We start from the raw sequence: 16,698 nt of genomic DNA, 5'->3' as shown, positions 1-16,698 counted from the left end.
TATCTACTTCTTAATGAAAAGCATATTGCGGAACTTGTCAATTTTTTCGTTTGAAAAAGTGTATTTTTTTTTCAATGAAAATAATTGCTTTTGCCAATATGTTTTTAAATATAAAGAAGCCAAATAAAAAACCATCGCAAAGAAACGATGGTTTTTTATAGAAACAGGAGTAATTAGAAAGAAAAACCTTCTAAATTTAAACTGTTTGTAGAAAGGGCAAGATCAAGACTAGAAGTTTGATAATCTTGCTCACGTTGTTTAAGAATTTCTTTCGTTACGTGACCTACAGCGATTTCGCGTAAAGCAACAACTGTTGGTTTGTCGTTATCCCATTCTACAGTTGGCTCCATGCCTTGACGTGCCAATTGACGAGCACGTTTACTTGCAACGAGCACAAGCTCAAAACGGTTGTCTACATGATCTAAACAATCTTCAACGGTGACGCGTGCCATAAAAGTTCTCGTTTTGGAATGGTAAATTTGAACAGACTAAATAGTATAAAAGGCTTTCGTTCTAGACTCAAGTTATTCCTGTTTTGGTTGAGGAGTAATCAAGTCCTGAATTAATGCTTGGTGTCTATTTGCTTGTTGAGATAACACTAATCGGTTTGCAGTAATTACTGCTTCAAGCTCATGAAGTGCTTTATTAAAGTCATCATTAATAATAATGTAATCAAAATTTACATAGTGTTGCATGTCTTCCACAGCACAGCTTAAGCGATGTTCGATAACTTCCACCGAGTCTGTGCCACGGTTAGATAACCGTTGACGTAAATCGAATTGAGTAGGTGGTAAAATAAAGATCTGTTTAGATTCAGGAAAGAGTTTACGTACTTGCTCAGCACCTTGCCAGTCAATTTCAAGCAAGACATCATGCCCTTGAGCTAATTGTTGTTTAACAGTTGCTTGAGAAGTGCCGTAGTAGTTACCAAATACTTCAGCGTATTCAATAAATCCACCTTGATTTACTTGGTCTAAAAAGACATCTTTTGTTGTGAAATGATAGTGAACACCATCTAACTCACCTGGTCGTTGACCTCGGGTAGTATGCGAAACTGAAACATGTAAATTGCTCACACGGTCAAGTAGGGCTTTCACCAAAGATGTTTTGCCCGTTCCTGATGCAGCAGAAACGACAAACAATAGACCCGACATGATATTTTTCCTGATATGATAAAATATCTTCGCTATTGTAGTGTACCGTGCGTTTAAACTGAATAGTTTTAACTGCAAATATTTACGAGAACTTCCCCTGTTTTATTAATTTTGAGGCTGTTATGGAAATTGTGTTAGCTAATCCGCGTGGTTTTTGTGCCGGTGTTGATCGAGCCATAGCAATCGTCAATCGGGCTTTGGAATGTTTTAATCCACCTATTTATGTGCGTCATGAAGTTGTACACAATAAATTTGTGGTAGATGACTTACGTCAAAGAGGGGCTGTTTTCGTTGATGAGCTGGATCAAGTGCCAGATGATTCTATTGTAATTTTCAGTGCGCACGGAGTTTCAAAAGCGGTTCAGCAAGAAGCAGAGCGTCGAGGTCTCAAAGTTTTTGATGCGACTTGTCCGCTTGTTACGAAAGTGCATATTGAAGTGACTAAATATGCCCGTGAAGGTACAGAAGCGATTTTAATTGGTCATGAAGGGCACCCAGAAGTGGAAGGAACAATGGGGCAATATGACAAATTAAAAGGCGGTGACATTTATTTGGTCGAAGATGAAGCCGATGTAGCAGCGCTTGAAGTCAGACATCCAGAAAAATTAGCTTTTGTTACACAAACGACTTTATCTATTGATGATACTGCAAAAGTCATTGATGCTTTGCGTGCGAAGTTCCCTAAAATTCAAGGGCCACGCAAAGATGATATTTGTTATGCAACTCAAAATAGACAAGATGCCGTACGTGATTTAGCTGAAAAATGCGATGTCGTATTAGTTGTTGGATCACCTAATTCATCAAATTCGAATCGTTTACGAGAGCTTGCTGAACGTATGGGCAAAGCGGCTTATCTAGTAGATAACGCCGATCAGCTTGAACAATCATGGTTCAATGATACTTGTAAAATTGGCGTTACAGCAGGCGCTTCTGCTCCAGAAATTTTAATTAAACAAGTGATTCAACGTTTACAGGATTGGGGAGCCCAAGCACCTAAAGAGTTAGAAGGGCGTGAAGAAAATATTACTTTTAGTCTTCCTAAAGAGTTACGTATTCATGTGACTCAAGCATAAAATGTGACTTGTTTAACATACTGATTTTAAAAAATTTAAACAGATGATTGTCAAATGACGGTTATCTGTTTTTTTATACCCTTTATCTGGTTTGTATTCGTTTTGTAAAAGTAGAACGTAAAATTTATATAGAAATAAAAAGTTTTAAATTTATTTGGGGTTATGGGGATGAGGGGAATTACTCCGCAAGAAGGGTTCACCTTAGTGGAACTCATCGTAACAATTGCAGTCATGGCTATTATTGCAATGATGGCTGCGCCGTCTATGTCAAATTTATTAGAAAGTAAACGATTAGATACTAATCAAAGAGATTTAATTAGTACTCTATCTGAGGCGAAAAGTCAGGCTGTGCTTGGTCGTCAGAATGTTTCAGTTAATTTGAATTCAGCGGCTTCTAATACTGCCACTTTATTAAATTGGCAACCTACTTCTAACAACACCCTAACGCTAAAAAATATAGCTGCTGATAATACCCAAAGTTCTTTAGCTATCACTACTTTAACATTTAATGCAAATGGAGTTGTGAGTAATATTACTCAGGATGCACTTATATCTATTTGTAATTCAAGAATAAATAAAAAGAAAAATTTTATACTTACAAAACTTGGAGCTTTGGTTTTTAAAGCTGAGGAGACATGCTAATGCATTTAAACAATCTAAAAGCTCAAGCAGGTGTTGGTTTAATAGAAGTTTTAGTCGCTTTAATTCTACTTGCAATAGGAGTGCTTGGTTATGTAGCACTTCAGATTAGGGCAATGGATGCATCTTCAGAAGCATTAACTAAATCTCAGGCGATGATAGTCATGAGGGGGTTAGCTGAAAATATTCGCACAAATAGTGTTCAAGCTGGTCAATATCCAGCATTTGTGCGTAGTTATAGTAATTTTTCATCAACTACAGTGGCTCCGACTTCCTGCTTTAATACGCCGTGTACGCCTTCACAGCTTGCTCAATTTGACGCATATCAAACAGCAAAAAATGCAGATCAGCTGGGTATCAAAATTACAATGACAAATTGTCCAGGCGTTACTTCAACTATGACTTTACAAAGGCAATGTTTATTCGCTTTTTGGGGAAAAACTTTACCAGTAACGAGTACAAGTGGGAGTACATCAACTGTAGATGTATCAAATTGCATCACTAGTAGTGGAATTTATGTCTCTAATTCTAAGTGTTTAATGATGGAGACATATTGATGAATCGATCATTTTTAGAAAAGCAGCAAGGATTTACCTTAATTGAACTTATGGTTGCTTTGGCTTTAGGTTTAATTCTTGTTGCAGCTGCTACTCAATTGTTTATAGGTGGAATTTTATCAAGTCGTCTACAAAAAGCGAATGCTGAAATACAAGATAGTGGTATTTTTGGTCTGGATTATATTGTACGTGACATACGACTTGTCAATTATGGAAATATTATAAATCCTCAGTTAAATGATACTACTCCTTGGGGAGGGATAGTGTTAACCGGTTCTACTGCTACCAATAATAACAATGTAAATTTTGTGCCTAATACGGGGACTAACGCCTATATCGCAGATGCTTTATTAAGCCGTGGTGCAGGCGATACAGTAAGTACCTTAAATAACCAGTGGAAAGGCCTTTCAAATATACAGAACAGTTCAAATGCAACTATACAGAGTGATCAGCTTACTATTCAATTTATTGCTCCTTCTAATATGACAAATTGTGAAGGTATAAATGTTTTGGCGGGCGATTTTGTTGTAGAGCGCTATTTTTTACGTCTCGATAATAATGGGAGTTCACAACAAGATTATGCACTAGCATGTGATGCAAATACACCTTCTACCACACCTACAGCTCAACCAACATCAGTTGATGGGTTTGGAGATGCGGGTCAAATTATATTGCCACGTATTGATCATTTTCATGTTCTATTAGGCGCGAAAAATGCAGCTGGTAATTTTGCTTATTACACTATTCCCCAATATCGAGTGGCTGCACAAGCTGCAAGAGATGCGACCCCTACACAATTAGCTCCGCGTATCTTATCCATACAAATTTCTGTATTAGCACGTTCTACCAATAATGCTCAAAACAAAGCAGTCGATCCTAATCAAACTTTTGTAATGTTAGATCAAACAGTACATGCCTCAGATACAAGTACACGATTCTTACGACGCGTTTATAGCACAACAATTGCTTTACGTAATGCAATGGGGGAAAAACTATGACCCATTTGAGAAGCAAATATATAGTCCAACATCATCAAAAAGGTGCGACGCTTATTGTTGTGCTTATTATTTTGTTAATTGTTATTGCTGTGGGGGTTTTAGCCATCAGGGTGGCTATTGTTTCTTTGAAAGTTGCAACAAATAGCCAAATTGGTCAATTAAATTTTCAATCTTCTGATACTCCTATACAGCTCATCACCCAGATGGATCCAACGACGCTTACAAATATTAGTAATGTGTTAGGAGCAGCACTCAAAGAAAATGAAAGTCATCCTGGATCGGAATATAATTTTTGCTATAAGCCAGTTTCGACCACTGTAAGTTTTGCCCAAACCCGAGATGCGAGTTTACTGCGAGCAGGAACTGCTAACAATGCCGTGGTAGAGGATGGAGGAGTGGCTGGCTTTTGTGACCTGACCACTGATTATGGAAGTAATCGTCAAGCTGTCGTTACACAAATTGCTGTAAGCATTCCAACAGATGCCGTTAATGATGTTCCAGGTTCAAATTTACCACGCGGAACAAATGCGTCTGAAGGTACTGCTTTACCAAAGAGTATGCTTTCTACACAACGCATTCGAGTGATTTCAACTTCTTTTTTACCTGCTTATGCTTCTACCTCAATGCAAACTTTGCAAGCAGATTGTTTGAGTACAAATAGTGCCAAGATCAGCGATAACTTTGATAGCTCATTAAGTAATAAACAAACGTTAGCTGATTGTTTGGCAAATCATAACGTACCTTTTAGTACTCAGATTCAAGAATTTAACTATACCAATAAGCTTACTGAAACTATGGCGCCAGGTTCATAATGGGGAATATCATGAAACTACATTTCAAACCAAATAAATTATGGTATGCCATCTATTCAACTTCGATGACATTTACATGGCTTATGTCAAGTTCTGTAGTGCAGGCAAGTGATTTACAAATTTATGCCTCACCTACAGCAGGTAAAAAAACAATTGTTATGATGCTAGATACTTCTGGATCAATGGGGCGTACGATCCAGTCCGGTTATAGTATTTATGATGATTACGGTATTACAAGTTGTTCAACTACTTATGTAAACTCAACAACTACTCCTAGTTATCGTCGGTATTATTGCGGGGTTTCCTCAAATACCACTAATAGCAAAGTAACTAATTTAGCAACCGGATGTGAGAAACAGGCAGATAATAGTTATCGTTGTTATGACCGGTTAACGCGCCTAAAAGATGGTATGTTTTCTTTTTTAGAAAATAATAACCCGATATTTAATAATGTAAGTGTTGGATTGGGGCATTTCTCTACATACAGTAGTGGTACTACTGGTGATGGCAGTAGCGGAGAAATTTTGGTTCCAGCAGCAAATTTGGGCGTTGTAGGATCTGCACAAAGAGTTGCATTAAAAAATGCTGTAGCTGGATTAGAAGCAAGTGGAGGAACGCCTACTGCTAATGCTTATGCTGAGGCAGCAGCTTACTTAATGGGAACACGAACATTAAGCTCGACTACAGCAAATGTGGCAATGTATTTTAAATATTATCCAGTTTTAACTCAGACGTCACAAACCGTTTACTATGCCTGTGGTAATACTTCAGCTAGTGGTTCAACAGATAATACAAAGTGTACATATACGCCGACCACAATTCCAAGCCAGTCTAATTTATCTAACTATAGTAGTAATACTACAAGCTCAACAAATGGAAATATAACGACTTACACCACTTATTATTATAAAACGACTGGATGGTTTTATCCTACAACGACCTATTACTATAAAACTACTTATAGTGAAACTAAAGTAACCAGTTCAACACCTAATTATCAAAGCTGTACAGCATATAACTCTAATGGATGTACTACTTGGAGTGCGGCTTCTTTAACTAATCCAACAACAGATACCTATGATACGCAATGTACAGTTAATACAGTGGCTGGTACATGTGTCTATCAAACTAAAACAATTTTAGGTACAAACAGTTATAGTGGATTTAATAGCTCCGTTCAAAGTTCAAAAGATCCAGATACCAACTACACTACATATAAATCACCATTACCTCCCGTTAGTCAGCGTCAAAGTTGTGATGGACAAGGGGTTTATATTTTGTCTGATGGTGAACCAACGAATAACGTAAACTCTTCTGTTTTAGCCTCTGCATTGAACCTTAGCTCGTTTAGTAATAGTGGTGGACTGAGCGGTGGTACAAACTGGGATTATATGAGTAACTTCGCTAAGGCCTTATTTAATGGCGGGGTAATTCAAAGTGATGCTAATAATGCTACAAACCCAGCTAATGTATCTATACAAACTGCTTTTGTTGGTTTTGGTTCAGCATTAAATGCCTTGAGCACTACAGATGCGAAGAACGCTTGTAAAATGAGTTCTCGTACTCAAATAGATAGAAGTGGAGATGATGCATGTTCTCCGAATCAGGGAACAAATGCTGTATCTGCCCCAGGTTATGGTAATGGTGGATTTTTTCCTACCCAAAGTGCGCAGGGAGTAACCGATAGCGTAATTGCATTTATTAATAACTTAGGGAAGGTGCCTTTAGAGCCTCTTACTACTGGTGCGATTTCTGTACCTTATGATGCATTGAATCCTAAAAATCTACAGGAATATGGTTATTTACGGGCTTTTGAGCCAGATCCGGCAAATGCTTATCTGACTTGGCGAGGTAACTTAAAAAAATATCATGTGGTTTTATCTGGTTCAAATGCTGGTGCATTTGAAGCGAACTCTGGTGGACTGGTCTATGATACAAATGGAGCATTCCGTAGTGGTACAAAAGATTATTGGAATAGCTCTAGCTATAATGATGGCGGAAAAGTTTTCTTAGGAGGAGCCTATAGCAATGTACCATTACCAACTTTAGGTCAGCCAGAAGAGGTAAATTCTCAAGGTAATATTACTAAATATTATTATGCAGCAAAAAATAAAATCCGAAATCTTTTTACTGATGTTTCTACCGTGGCTACAGATGGTAGTTTAACTAAAATATCAACTACAAATACTAACTTACTGAAAATTCCTGCTGCACCTGCTGTAAATACAAATCCTTTTGATACAGCGGCTAATACTGCAAGTTATGTGCTAGGAAAATTTAATAGCTCTACGGGACAAGATGTTTTGAAGGCATTTCCTGTGAGCTTGAAATTAAAATTATTAAATTACTTGGGTTATCCGACAGATATTACGGCGACAGCTCTACCAAGCACATTAACCACATCAAATGCCCCTTATTTATCGATGGGCGGGAGTATCCACTCTTTTCCGGTACAGCTGACTTATAGTGGTACTTTAGATCAAAATGGAAATTTAACCAGTGCACGTGAGCAATCTATTCTTTACGGAAGTATGGAAGGAGGATTGCATATCGTAGATGCCTCTTCTGGGGTTGAGCAAATGGTATTTATCCCAGCCGATATATTAAATGATACGGTAGCGTCTAAAGCTTTAGTGGTAGGGCAAAGTGATTCAACAGCCCCTGCTCAAGGTATGGATGGAGCATGGGTATCGGATCCAGCATATAACATTACTACTACAGGTTCAGGTAGTTCAGCAGTATCAAAAGTTACTGCTAAACAAATGAATATTTATGGTGGAATGCGTATGGGGGGCAGTAGCTATTATGGATTAAATGTATTAAATCCAAGTTCCCCACAATTAATGTTTAGAATAGGTGCAGATCAATCTGACTATAGCCGTATGGGGCAAAGTTGGTCTAAGCCTGTACTTGCAAATATTCGTTATAACGGTGCGATTAGACGTGTCATGATTGTTGGTGGTGGTTATGATCAATGCTATGAGAAACCAAATATCACGTTGAGTGACTCATGCTTTAGCAATGGTAAGGCAAAAGGAAATGCTGTCTATATTATCGATGCTAAAACCGGAGAGCGTTTATGGTGGGCCAGTGATACAGGTTCCAATAATGATAACGCTAATATGAAGCATAGTATTGTTAGCCGTATTAGTACTTTGGACCGAGATGGTGATGGCTTAGTAGATCATTTGTATTTTGGCGATTTAGGTGGACAAGTCTTTCGTGTAGATCTTAATAATAATCAGACTCAAACTAACTCGACTTATAGTAGTTTCGGTATAAGAGTTGTGAGATTGGCAAATCTGGCAACAAACGATACAACAAATGATAGTGGAAATGATTACACAGGTGGAAATGCCCCTCGTTTTTATGAGCCGCCTACCGTAACAATTCATGATTATGGTGTTCGCTCATTTATTACGGTTGGTATCGCTTCTGGTGATCGAAGTACACCACTAGATGTTTATCCAATTATTGGCCGGGAAGGTATGTCTCCTAGTACGGCGCTTAGTGGTCGACCTGTAAATAATGTTTATGGAATTATTGATAGAGACTTTATCAAAAAGAATTTAATGTCGTTAAGTGATAGTCAGCTTGAAACTAAGGATCTTATTCGCTCAAATCTGCGGAAAAACCCACAAATATTAAGAGCAGGCGAAACGAGCGTAGGGCAAGTTTTCTTTCCAAGTACGGGTATAGGTCAAGCAGGTTGGTACCGATCACTTTCTAGTACGAGCAATGGTACTGAAAAAGCTGATAATAGCTTCCGTATTAAAGGGGGAATGAAAGCCTTTGAAGAACCAATAGCAATTACAGGTAATTTAATCGTTCCTGTCTATGATCCTCAAGGAACGGGTATTGTTGCGTCAGACCCTTGTTTACCACGTGTAGTAGGTGAAACAGATCGACAAACTTATTGTCTACCATTTGGAGTGTGTCTGAATACTGATGGATCGATTAATCATAATAAGGAAGATAATAGTGGTTTTGGAACAGATGGAACAAAGAACCTAAATGTAATTGGTTCAGGGGTTCGCAATATTACTTTTGTGCCTAGTGAAGATAATCCATCTCCGCAAAACAGTTGTGGAAAATTAAAGCTATCTGGTAATGAGCAAGGAACAGGGCAGTGGCAATGCACAAGCTATTTGATCCCTGCACGCTGGTATGAGCGGTATCGCTAAAAGGGATGGTTTATGAGTAAATACTATAATTTGAAGTTCAATCGGGGTTTTACTCTGATTGAACTTATGGTCACTCTTCTTACTTTAGCTATTCTTGTTGCTATTGCTGTTCCTTCTTATCAAAGTTATGCCCGTAGAGCTACCGCATCTGCCGCTAAGAGTGAGATTTTAAAATTAGCTGAGCGATTGGAGCAGCATAAGTCTAGAAATTTTACCTATAGGGGATTTACCACAACCTCTGTAACGTTAACTCGTGGGGGGTATACGATTCAGATCACTGATGATACGACTGCTGGTAATTTATTAACGAGTTCTGCTGCGAATGGGCAGACATGGGTGATTAGAGCGACTACTACAGATTCCAGAAATCTTAATTTTATTGCTAAAAACTCAGGTTTACGTTGCCAGAGCTTAACAGCTACTGCTGTTGATAATGATTGTGGTGGAACAACTACATGTAACACATGTGAAGCAAATAGTGAGAGTTGGCAGTGAAGAATGGTTTTACACTGATAGAAATTATGGTTGTGGTAGCAATTATTGCAATTTTGGTAGCGATAGCTACTCCATCGTATTTACAATATGTTCGTAAAGGGAATCGTACAGCCGTTCAATCTGAAATGATGAATATTGCACAAACTTTAGAGTCTCAAAAGATGGTGAATAACCGTTATCCCTCAAATGCAACTATACAATCAATTTATGGCTCTAATGTGAGTCCTCTTCAGGGCAAAGCTTTATATACTTTAGCTTTTACTACTTTAAACGATTCGACATGGGTGCTTACGGCAACACCAATCGCTAATACTTCACAAGCGGGTGATGGAATTATTTGCTTAAATGATCAAGGGCAAAAATTTTGGGCAAAAGGTGCTACAGATTGTGCACTATCGGCTTCATCAAGTTGGACAGAGTAATTTAAATTCAAAACTGCGGATAACTCAAAATTTAATCTTTCTTTCAGGGTGAAAATCACGTAGAATGTCGCCCTCTATGAAAGGGGTTTGAAGTGTTGCCGATGGTCGGCGCAGGGATAATCCGTAAGAATTATAAGGCTTTTATCATGGTTGTTATTCGTTTAGCACGTGGCGGCGCAAAAAAACGTCCATTCTATCAAATCGTTGTGACTGATAGCCGCAATGCACGTGATGGTCGTTTCATCGAGCGTATCGGTTTCTTTAACCCAACTGCACAAGGTCAAGCAGAAAAACTTCGTTTAGACGCAGACCGTTTTGCTCACTGGGTTTCTCAAGGTGCTCAACCTTCTGAACGTGTTGCTTCTTTGGCTGCTCAAGCTAAAAAAGCTACTGCATAATTATTGTAGTAGGTAGCCCATGACACCAACACAGAATGTTCCCGAAGATCGTATTCAGATTGGACAGTTACGTTCAGCTTATGGATTAAATGGGTGGCTCTGGGTGTATTCCAATACGGAACCCATGAGCAATATGTTTGACTACTTGCCTTGGTACATTGAGACCAAGGCTGGTTGGCAAACAGTTGATGTAAAACGTTGGAAACCACATGGCAAAGGCTTAGTTGTCTCTTTAAAAGGTGTGAGTGATCGCACTGGAGCAGAGAGCTTGGTTGGCGCTAATATCTGGATTGCTAAATCTCAATTGCCAAAAGCAAATGTAGATGAGTACTACTGGTCAGATTTGAAAGGCTTAACGGTGTTAGGACTTGATGATGAAGAACAGGAAGTAAACCTAGGGCAAATTCATGAGTTGTTTGAAACTGGAGCTAATGATGTGATGGTTGTACGTGCTACACCAGACAGCATTGATTCAGAAGAACGCATGATTCCTTGGCATAAAGACGTGGTACAACGCGTTGATCTTGAAGCTGGTCGCATTTACGTCAATTGGGGCGTAGATTATTAATCCTTTTTTAGGGGATTAACGCAGCAGGAAAATAGAGGAGTCTGCGGTGTTTTTTGCAGTCATTACGCTTTTTCCTGAAATGTTTGAAGCGATTACAGCCTACGGGATTAGCGGACGCGCAGCAAAGCGTGACATTGTACAAGTCACTTGTATTAATCCACGTGATTTTGCTGAAGGGAGTTACCGGAGAGTGGATGAACGTCCATTTGGCGGTGGTCCTGGTATGGTAATGATGGCTGAGCCTCTCGCAAAAGCAATTAACCATGCCAAACAACTTGCTTCGCAAGCAGGATGTGTTCATGTGCCTGTGGTGTATATGTCTCCACAAGGCAAAACTTTAAATGAACAGGCAGTACAGCAGTTTGTTGATTATGACGGCTTGATTGTATTGTGTGGACGTTATGAAGGCGTCGATGAACGTTTGATCCAGCATTATGTTGATCAGGAATGGTCAATTGGAGATTATGTTTTATCTGGCGGTGAACTACCTGCCATGGTGTTGCTTGATAGTATTATTCGCCGTTTGCCGAATGTAATGTCAGATGAGCAATCAGCGATACAGGATTCTTTTGTAGATGGTCTTTTAGATTGTCCGCAATATACTAAGCCAGACCATTTTGAAGGTTTGGATGTCCCTGAAATTTTAAAATCAGGACATCATGCCAACATTGAAAAGTGGCGTTTTTTGCAGCGATATCAACGGACTTTAGAACGCCGACCAGAGTTGGTAGAAAAAGTAGAGTTGACTAAACAGCAAAAAAAATGGCTGAAAGATATACAAGAGAATGGCGGTAATTCTTAATTGCTATTCTCAAGAACGAAAGTTCTAACACAAGACGAGAAGCAATGCTTCGAGTTAAACCATAAGTCTATTTAAATTTATAGATTTGTGTGTAATTAAGGCTCTTTACGATTGTCGTAAAGGGAAAGTTAAACGGGTTGATATGCGTTTTTAGCCTCTATCCCCAGCGGAAACTCAGACCTCTTCTGACTCCGCACATATTGGAGATTCCCACAATGAGTGGTAAACATCCTTTAGTTCAAGCTGTTGAAAATGCACAGTTAAAAACTGACCTTCCTGAATTTGCTCCTGGTGACACAGTAGTTGTTCAAGTTAAAGTAAAAGAAGGTGATCGTGAACGTCTTCAGGCATTTGAAGGTGTTGTTATCGCTAAGAAAAACCGTGGTTTGAACTCTGCGTTCACAGTACGTAAAATTTCTAGCGGTGTTGGTGTTGAGCGTGTATTCCAAACTCACTCACCAGTTGTTGCTAAAATCGAAGTGAAACGTCGTGGTGACGTTCGTCGTGCTAAACTTTACTACCTCCGTGACTTGTCTGGTAAAGCTGCACGTATTCGTGAAAAATTACCAGCTCGTAAAGCGTAAGCTTATACCGAGTAAAAAAATGCGCCTTTTGGCGCATTTTTTTATTTGGAATCATAATCCTTGTAGTTTTAAACGATTAGCATGTTGACGATAAACCGAGACTGGGTCTGCTGCAAAAATAGAACGTATACCAAGCACTTGGTTGACTTCATCTAAATGGTTCCAGTTATAGTCATCACGAATAGTCTTACCAAACTTGGCACTACATCTAGAAACTAGTCCATCGTTATCTCCCAGTGGGTCAACAACCAAACTACTTCCTGTTAATGCAATATCAAAAGGATCTAATGGATTTGTGAGTGCTTTATTGCCAGAGAATGAATACATATAGATTCCTTTCTCTTGATAAGCACCTTCACCACAAGATGTGGTAGGAACACCCATTGGAAATTGTGCATTAAACTGTGCCGAGCCTTGAGTTGAGAGACTATGAGCGCCAGCTAAAGAGTCATGCGGATAACTAGTTGGATCTAGGCCTTCTGCCCAAGTAATCGCTGCTGAAAACCAGTTTACTAATGTTGCCAGTCCAGACAGAGGAGTACCCTCAACATTCAGGATGACATCTGCCATTGGAGAACCTTTGTGAGGTGCTCCGATAGTAGTAAGTGAAGCAACTTTCTCTGGCATGATACCAGCGACATAGCGAACTGTTGGTCCCCCGTGACTATGTCCGATTAAGTTGACTTTAGGTTTTCCCGTAATAGCAATAATTTCTTCTACTTGTTGGGCAAGTTGTTCTCCGCGAACTTCGGTTGAGTTAAACGGTGAAACCCTTGTTGCCCAGACATTTCCTCCGTTACGCGCAAGGTCAGGAAGAATCTGATACCAATAATCAAGACCAAGCGTATCTGTCCCAACTCGGCTAAAACCGGCCATACCATGATTAAAAACCAATGGATATTTGGTTTGAGCATAATTCGAATAGACAAATGAGCTTTTTACTTGCTCTGCATTTGTGGCATGGGTTGCTGAAATACTCAGTCCTGAGAGTATTGCAGCACAGAAAAATATTAAGTTCCTTTTCATTTTTTACTCACTATTTTTATTTTGTATGAGCAGCAGCTGTTACTGCTGGATAAGGTTTGGCTCACTTTGAAATAGAAAAGCCTAATAGTTAAATGGTAGTTCACCTCCTTGGTCATGGACTTTTTCAAAAGTTTGAAGACGAAGTTGTTCCTGTGATGAGCTAAATTGTTGTTGGCGTAGTTGTTGAATTGCTTGATTTTTAGCACTATCACTCATATTGCTATTGAGAACTTCATCTCGCTGTTTTAAGAAGCCTGTAACTCGCTGTTGCCAAGCATTACGCTGCGTATCTAAAGTTTCTAATCTTTGTGTTGCCTCAGCTCCTACAAGTGCTGTACGCATTTGACGCAGTTCCTCCGCTGAACCATTGCGAGCTTTAATTTGTTTGGTCAGTGTATGCAAATCATCAAGTTTTGATAGTTCTTGCAGATTTTGTTGCCAGTCTGCTGGTAGCTGTTCAAAGCGTTCTTTTAGCTTTTTAGCTTTTTCAATTTCACTTAAAGATGAATCTTCCAAAATTTTCATGCGATCTAATGTGTAGTTCTGATAGATATCTTCTGTTGAAAAGAGTCCTTCAATTTCAGATGCAGAGAAGAAACGCTTTCTAATATCTTGAATTGAACTAAAGATCTTTTGAAAATAATTTTGATCTTGTTGTTTAGATTGAGGTGGTTGAATTTGTGCAAGCTGCTCACGGTATTTTAAATAACGAGTCCACAAGTCAATAATCTGTGAGCGGGCTGGTTCTAAATACTGATCTTGTATGAATTTCTCAAAATGCGTTTTGACTTGTTGTAAATTAGATTCTCCATACTGTGTAATAAAATATTCAAAACAGTCACGGGTTTGGTTATTTACAACTAAATGTTGAGAACTATCAATTTTTAACTGGCAATTAACTTGAGTATCTTGCTGACTTTTACTTAAGTAAGCATTATCACTTGTTATTGAATTTAAAGGTGTTTGATGAGTAGATGTTAAAGTTTTAGTCTCATCCTGATTGAACCGAGGTGAGCTACTTTTCGAATCGGGGCTTAGCCAATATACACATGCGATGAGGCTCAAAATAAAAAATCCGAGCACACACCACAATATCTTTTTCTGCATCCTTTGCATAAAGATATCTTCCTTAAGTTTTAATTTGTTGTTTTTTTACTCGATCATTAATGTGCCATAAAATAAGTGAAAACGCATCTAAATATTCTGAAAATATCTTACCGAATTTGCTAACATGTCGGCACTTTTTTCTAGCTTTGTGTTCCAGTAAAAATGACGACAAAAAATCAAAAAATTTCTCGTCGCCATATCAGTGGTGTATTTCTATTAAATAAACCATTAGGGCTCAGTTCAAACGCCGCTTTGCAAAAAGTGCGTTGGCTGTACCGTGCCCAAAAGGCAGGCCATACTGGCGCATTAGATCCATTAGCGACTGGTTTACTTCCTATTTGTCTAGGAGAGGCCACTAAGTTTTCACATTATTTGCTGGACTCGACAAAGCGTTATCAGACGACTGTTCGATTAGGCCAAACTACAACAACAGGCGATGTTGAAGGCGATATTTTACAAGAACGTCCTATTCCTGTTCTTAGCAAAGAGCTTATTGAGCAAACTTTAGAAAAGTTTAGGGGAGATATTCAACAAGTTCCACCGATGTATTCGGCGTTAAAAAAAGAGGGCAAGCCGTTATATGAGCTTGCTAGAAAAGGAATCGAGATTGAACGTGAAGCGCGCCCAGTTACGATTTATGCTTTAGAGCTTATTGAATTTACCGAAAATAGTATCACTCTAGATGTAACCTGTTCTAAAGGAACATATATTCGTGTGCTAGGTGAAGATATTGGTGAGGCACTTGGCTGTGGTGGTCATTTGACAATGCTTCACCGTATTCAAACGGGGCATTTTGAGTTAATCCCAAGTTATACCATTGAATATTTAGAAAGCTTAACGGAAGAGCAAAGAGAAACTTTGTTACTACCAGTGTATGCGCCAATTGACCATTTCTTAAAAATTCAGGTTCCTGAAGGAAGGGAAAAATATTTTTGCAATGGTTTAGAAAGCAATATTGATCATTCTGCGGAAGCAGAAGTTTTGGTTTTTTCGGGTGAACGCTGTTTAGGTTTGGCTGAGATTACTGATAAAAAACGGTTGGTACCTAAGCGTATCTTAAATTTGTAGTAGATGTAGAGTATAGAGCATGGGCATGGAATGGGATGTTATCCTTAGTTTGATCTTTTTTGCGTTTACTGCGGGAGCAATTGATGCTGCCGTTGGTGGCGGTGGACTCATCCAGATTCCCGGCATCATGAGTACTTTCCCGTCCATGCAGACTGCAACGGTTATTGGTACAAATAAAGTTTCATCGATTTTTGGTACTGCATCGGCGGCTTATACGTTTGCAAAAAGAGTGAAGTTGCAATGGAAGCTTTTGGCAGTCATTGCCATTTGTGCTCTCATTAGCTCATTTGCTGGTGCAGCGTGCTTATCACTTATTCCACAATCTGTATTACGTCCTTTTGTATTTGTAATGCTGATCGTAATTGCTATTTATACCTTAGTAAAAAAGAACTTTGGTCAAGTTCATACTGAGCAAAAAATTACTACGAAAATGCTAGTTTTAGCAGGTATTGGTAGTTTGGCGATTGGCTTTTACGACGGTATTTTTGGGCCGGGTACGGGTAGTTTCTTTATCTTTTTCTTTATCCGCTTTTTACAAGTCGATTTTTTACATGCTTCAGCATTGTCAAAAATCGGTAACTTCATGACGAATCTTGCTGCGTTGAGTTTTCTGATTCCAACTGGTCACGCTATTTTACATATCGGTTTAATGATGGCAGCTGCAAACGTTATTGGTTCTATTGTTGGGGTGCGTACCGCGCTTAAATACGGTAGTGGTTTTGTCCGTATTATCTTTTTAATTTTGGTGAGTATCTTGATTTGCCGTTTAGGGTATCAAATTTTTGTCACGGGCTAAAATAGTATTGAAAGT

At 38.8% G+C, this 16,698-nt stretch carries 18 protein-coding genes and 2 pseudogenes; 15 read left to right on the top strand and 5 right to left on the bottom strand.

The window, feature by feature from the left end; all coding sequences use genetic code 11:
• Window positions 1-3 precede the first annotated feature (3 nt).
• The 3 genes from CSB87_RS07815 to gmk all read right to left on the bottom strand — a co-directional run bounded on the left by CSB87_RS07815 (window position 4) and on the right by gmk (window position 1,154).
• Window positions 4-135 carry a hypothetical protein gene (locus CSB87_RS07815; protein WP_102990545.1) on the bottom strand — a complete coding sequence of 44 codons (132 nt, stop codon included), beginning with the start codon at window positions 133-135 and terminating at the stop codon, window positions 4-6.
• 38 nt (window positions 136-173) lie between these two features.
• Window positions 174-452 (bottom strand): DNA-directed RNA polymerase subunit omega, encoded by a 279-nt coding sequence (gene rpoZ / locus CSB87_RS07810; protein WP_000135049.1) that lies wholly within the window; start codon window positions 450-452, stop codon window positions 174-176.
• A 72-nt stretch (window positions 453-524) separates the two neighbouring features.
• Window positions 525-1,154 carry a guanylate kinase gene (gmk, locus tag CSB87_RS07805; protein WP_002051739.1) on the bottom strand — a complete coding sequence of 210 codons (630 nt, stop codon included), beginning with the start codon at window positions 1,152-1,154 and terminating at the stop codon, window positions 525-527.
• 122 nt (window positions 1,155-1,276) lie between these two features.
• Here gmk and ispH point away from each other — a divergent pair, with 122 nt between their 5' ends.
• From ispH to rplS, 13 genes and pseudogenes are all read left to right on the top strand, one after another.
• A complete protein-coding gene (gene ispH, locus CSB87_RS07800) occupies window positions 1,277-2,227 on the top strand; it encodes a 4-hydroxy-3-methylbut-2-enyl diphosphate reductase (protein WP_002051768.1) in 951 nt (316 codons plus the stop codon).
• Between the two features lie 168 nt (window positions 2,228-2,395).
• The gene (locus CSB87_RS07795; protein ID WP_016803890.1) at window positions 2,396-2,869 is read left to right on the top strand and encodes a pilus assembly FimT family protein; all 474 of its coding nucleotides are present in this window, start codon (window positions 2,396-2,398) and stop codon (window positions 2,867-2,869) included.
• On the top strand, window positions 2,863-3,423 hold the full coding sequence (pilV, locus tag CSB87_RS07790) for a type IV pilus modification protein PilV (RefSeq protein WP_079377028.1): 561 nt from the start codon (window positions 2,863-2,865) through the stop codon (window positions 3,421-3,423). Before CSB87_RS07795 ends, pilV begins: the two co-directional genes overlap by 7 nt.
• On the top strand, window positions 3,423-4,421 hold the full coding sequence (locus tag CSB87_RS07785; protein WP_031953425.1) for a PilW family protein: 999 nt from the start codon (window positions 3,423-3,425) through the stop codon (window positions 4,419-4,421). Before pilV ends, CSB87_RS07785 begins: the two co-directional genes overlap by 1 nt.
• Window positions 4,418-5,233, top strand: a complete 816-nt coding sequence (locus CSB87_RS07780; RefSeq protein ID WP_004711686.1) for a PilX N-terminal domain-containing pilus assembly protein — start codon at window positions 4,418-4,420, stop codon at window positions 5,231-5,233. The genes CSB87_RS07785 and CSB87_RS07780 overlap by 4 nt, the downstream gene beginning before the upstream one ends.
• Window positions 5,233-5,418: pseudogene (locus CSB87_RS20255) on the top strand (hypothetical protein); the annotation flags it as partial. The gene CSB87_RS07780 and the pseudogene CSB87_RS20255, both read left to right, overlap by 1 nt.
• Window positions 5,419-6,447: 1,029 nt before the next feature.
• Window positions 6,448-9,417 (top strand): annotated as a pseudogene (locus CSB87_RS07775) (PilC/PilY family type IV pilus protein); the annotation flags it as partial.
• Window positions 9,418-9,429: 12 nt separating this feature from the next.
• Window positions 9,430-9,912, top strand: coding sequence for a type IV pilin protein (locus CSB87_RS07770; protein ID WP_004884685.1), 483 nt, complete (start codon window positions 9,430-9,432; stop codon window positions 9,910-9,912).
• Window positions 9,909-10,334, top strand: a complete 426-nt coding sequence (locus CSB87_RS07765) for a type IV pilin protein (protein ID WP_017392607.1) — start codon at window positions 9,909-9,911, stop codon at window positions 10,332-10,334. The genes CSB87_RS07770 and CSB87_RS07765 overlap by 4 nt, the downstream gene beginning before the upstream one ends.
• Before the next feature lie 146 nt (window positions 10,335-10,480).
• Window positions 10,481-10,732 carry a 30S ribosomal protein S16 gene (gene rpsP / locus CSB87_RS07760; RefSeq protein WP_000260334.1) on the top strand — a complete coding sequence of 84 codons (252 nt, stop codon included), beginning with the start codon at window positions 10,481-10,483 and terminating at the stop codon, window positions 10,730-10,732.
• Between the two features lie 19 nt (window positions 10,733-10,751).
• Window positions 10,752-11,300, top strand: a complete 549-nt coding sequence (gene rimM / locus CSB87_RS07755) for a ribosome maturation factor RimM (protein WP_031953422.1) — start codon at window positions 10,752-10,754, stop codon at window positions 11,298-11,300.
• Window positions 11,301-11,346: 46 nt separating this feature from the next.
• Window positions 11,347-12,102, top strand: coding sequence for a tRNA (guanosine(37)-N1)-methyltransferase TrmD (gene trmD, locus CSB87_RS07750; protein WP_004884678.1), 756 nt, complete (start codon window positions 11,347-11,349; stop codon window positions 12,100-12,102).
• A 215-nt stretch (window positions 12,103-12,317) separates the two neighbouring features.
• Window positions 12,318-12,686 (top strand): 50S ribosomal protein L19, encoded by a 369-nt coding sequence (gene rplS, locus CSB87_RS07745; RefSeq protein WP_002051668.1) that lies wholly within the window; start codon window positions 12,318-12,320, stop codon window positions 12,684-12,686.
• Window positions 12,687-12,737: 51 nt separating this feature from the next.
• Here the strand turns inward: rplS and CSB87_RS07740 are convergent, their stop codons facing one another.
• Window positions 12,738-13,679: a lipase family alpha/beta hydrolase gene (locus CSB87_RS07740; RefSeq protein ID WP_079377864.1), complete on the bottom strand. Its 942-nt coding sequence runs from the start codon at window positions 13,677-13,679 to the stop codon at window positions 12,738-12,740.
• A gap of 114 nt (window positions 13,680-13,793) precedes the next feature.
• Window positions 13,794-14,828: a lipase secretion chaperone gene (locus CSB87_RS07735; protein WP_002051740.1), complete on the bottom strand. Its 1,035-nt coding sequence runs from the start codon at window positions 14,826-14,828 to the stop codon at window positions 13,794-13,796.
• Window positions 14,829-14,981: 153 nt separating this feature from the next.
• On the opposite strand from CSB87_RS07735, the gene truB reads away from it, so the two are divergent.
• Both truB and CSB87_RS07725 read left to right on the top strand, forming a co-directional pair.
• A complete protein-coding gene (gene truB, locus CSB87_RS07730) occupies window positions 14,982-15,887 on the top strand; it encodes a tRNA pseudouridine(55) synthase TruB (RefSeq protein WP_002051694.1) in 906 nt (301 codons plus the stop codon).
• A 19-nt stretch (window positions 15,888-15,906) separates the two neighbouring features.
• The gene (locus CSB87_RS07725) at window positions 15,907-16,683 is read left to right on the top strand and encodes a sulfite exporter TauE/SafE family protein (RefSeq protein ID WP_004711708.1); all 777 of its coding nucleotides are present in this window, start codon (window positions 15,907-15,909) and stop codon (window positions 16,681-16,683) included.
• The last annotated feature ends 15 nt before the right edge of the window (window positions 16,684-16,698 follow it).

The organism is Acinetobacter sp. AR_0276 (assembly GCF_003000705.1).
Lineage (GTDB): Bacteria > Pseudomonadota > Gammaproteobacteria > Pseudomonadales > Moraxellaceae > Acinetobacter > Acinetobacter nosocomialis.
The sequence above is the reverse complement of the archived record's forward strand: the minus strand, read 5'-3'. Positions and strand labels throughout refer to the sequence as shown.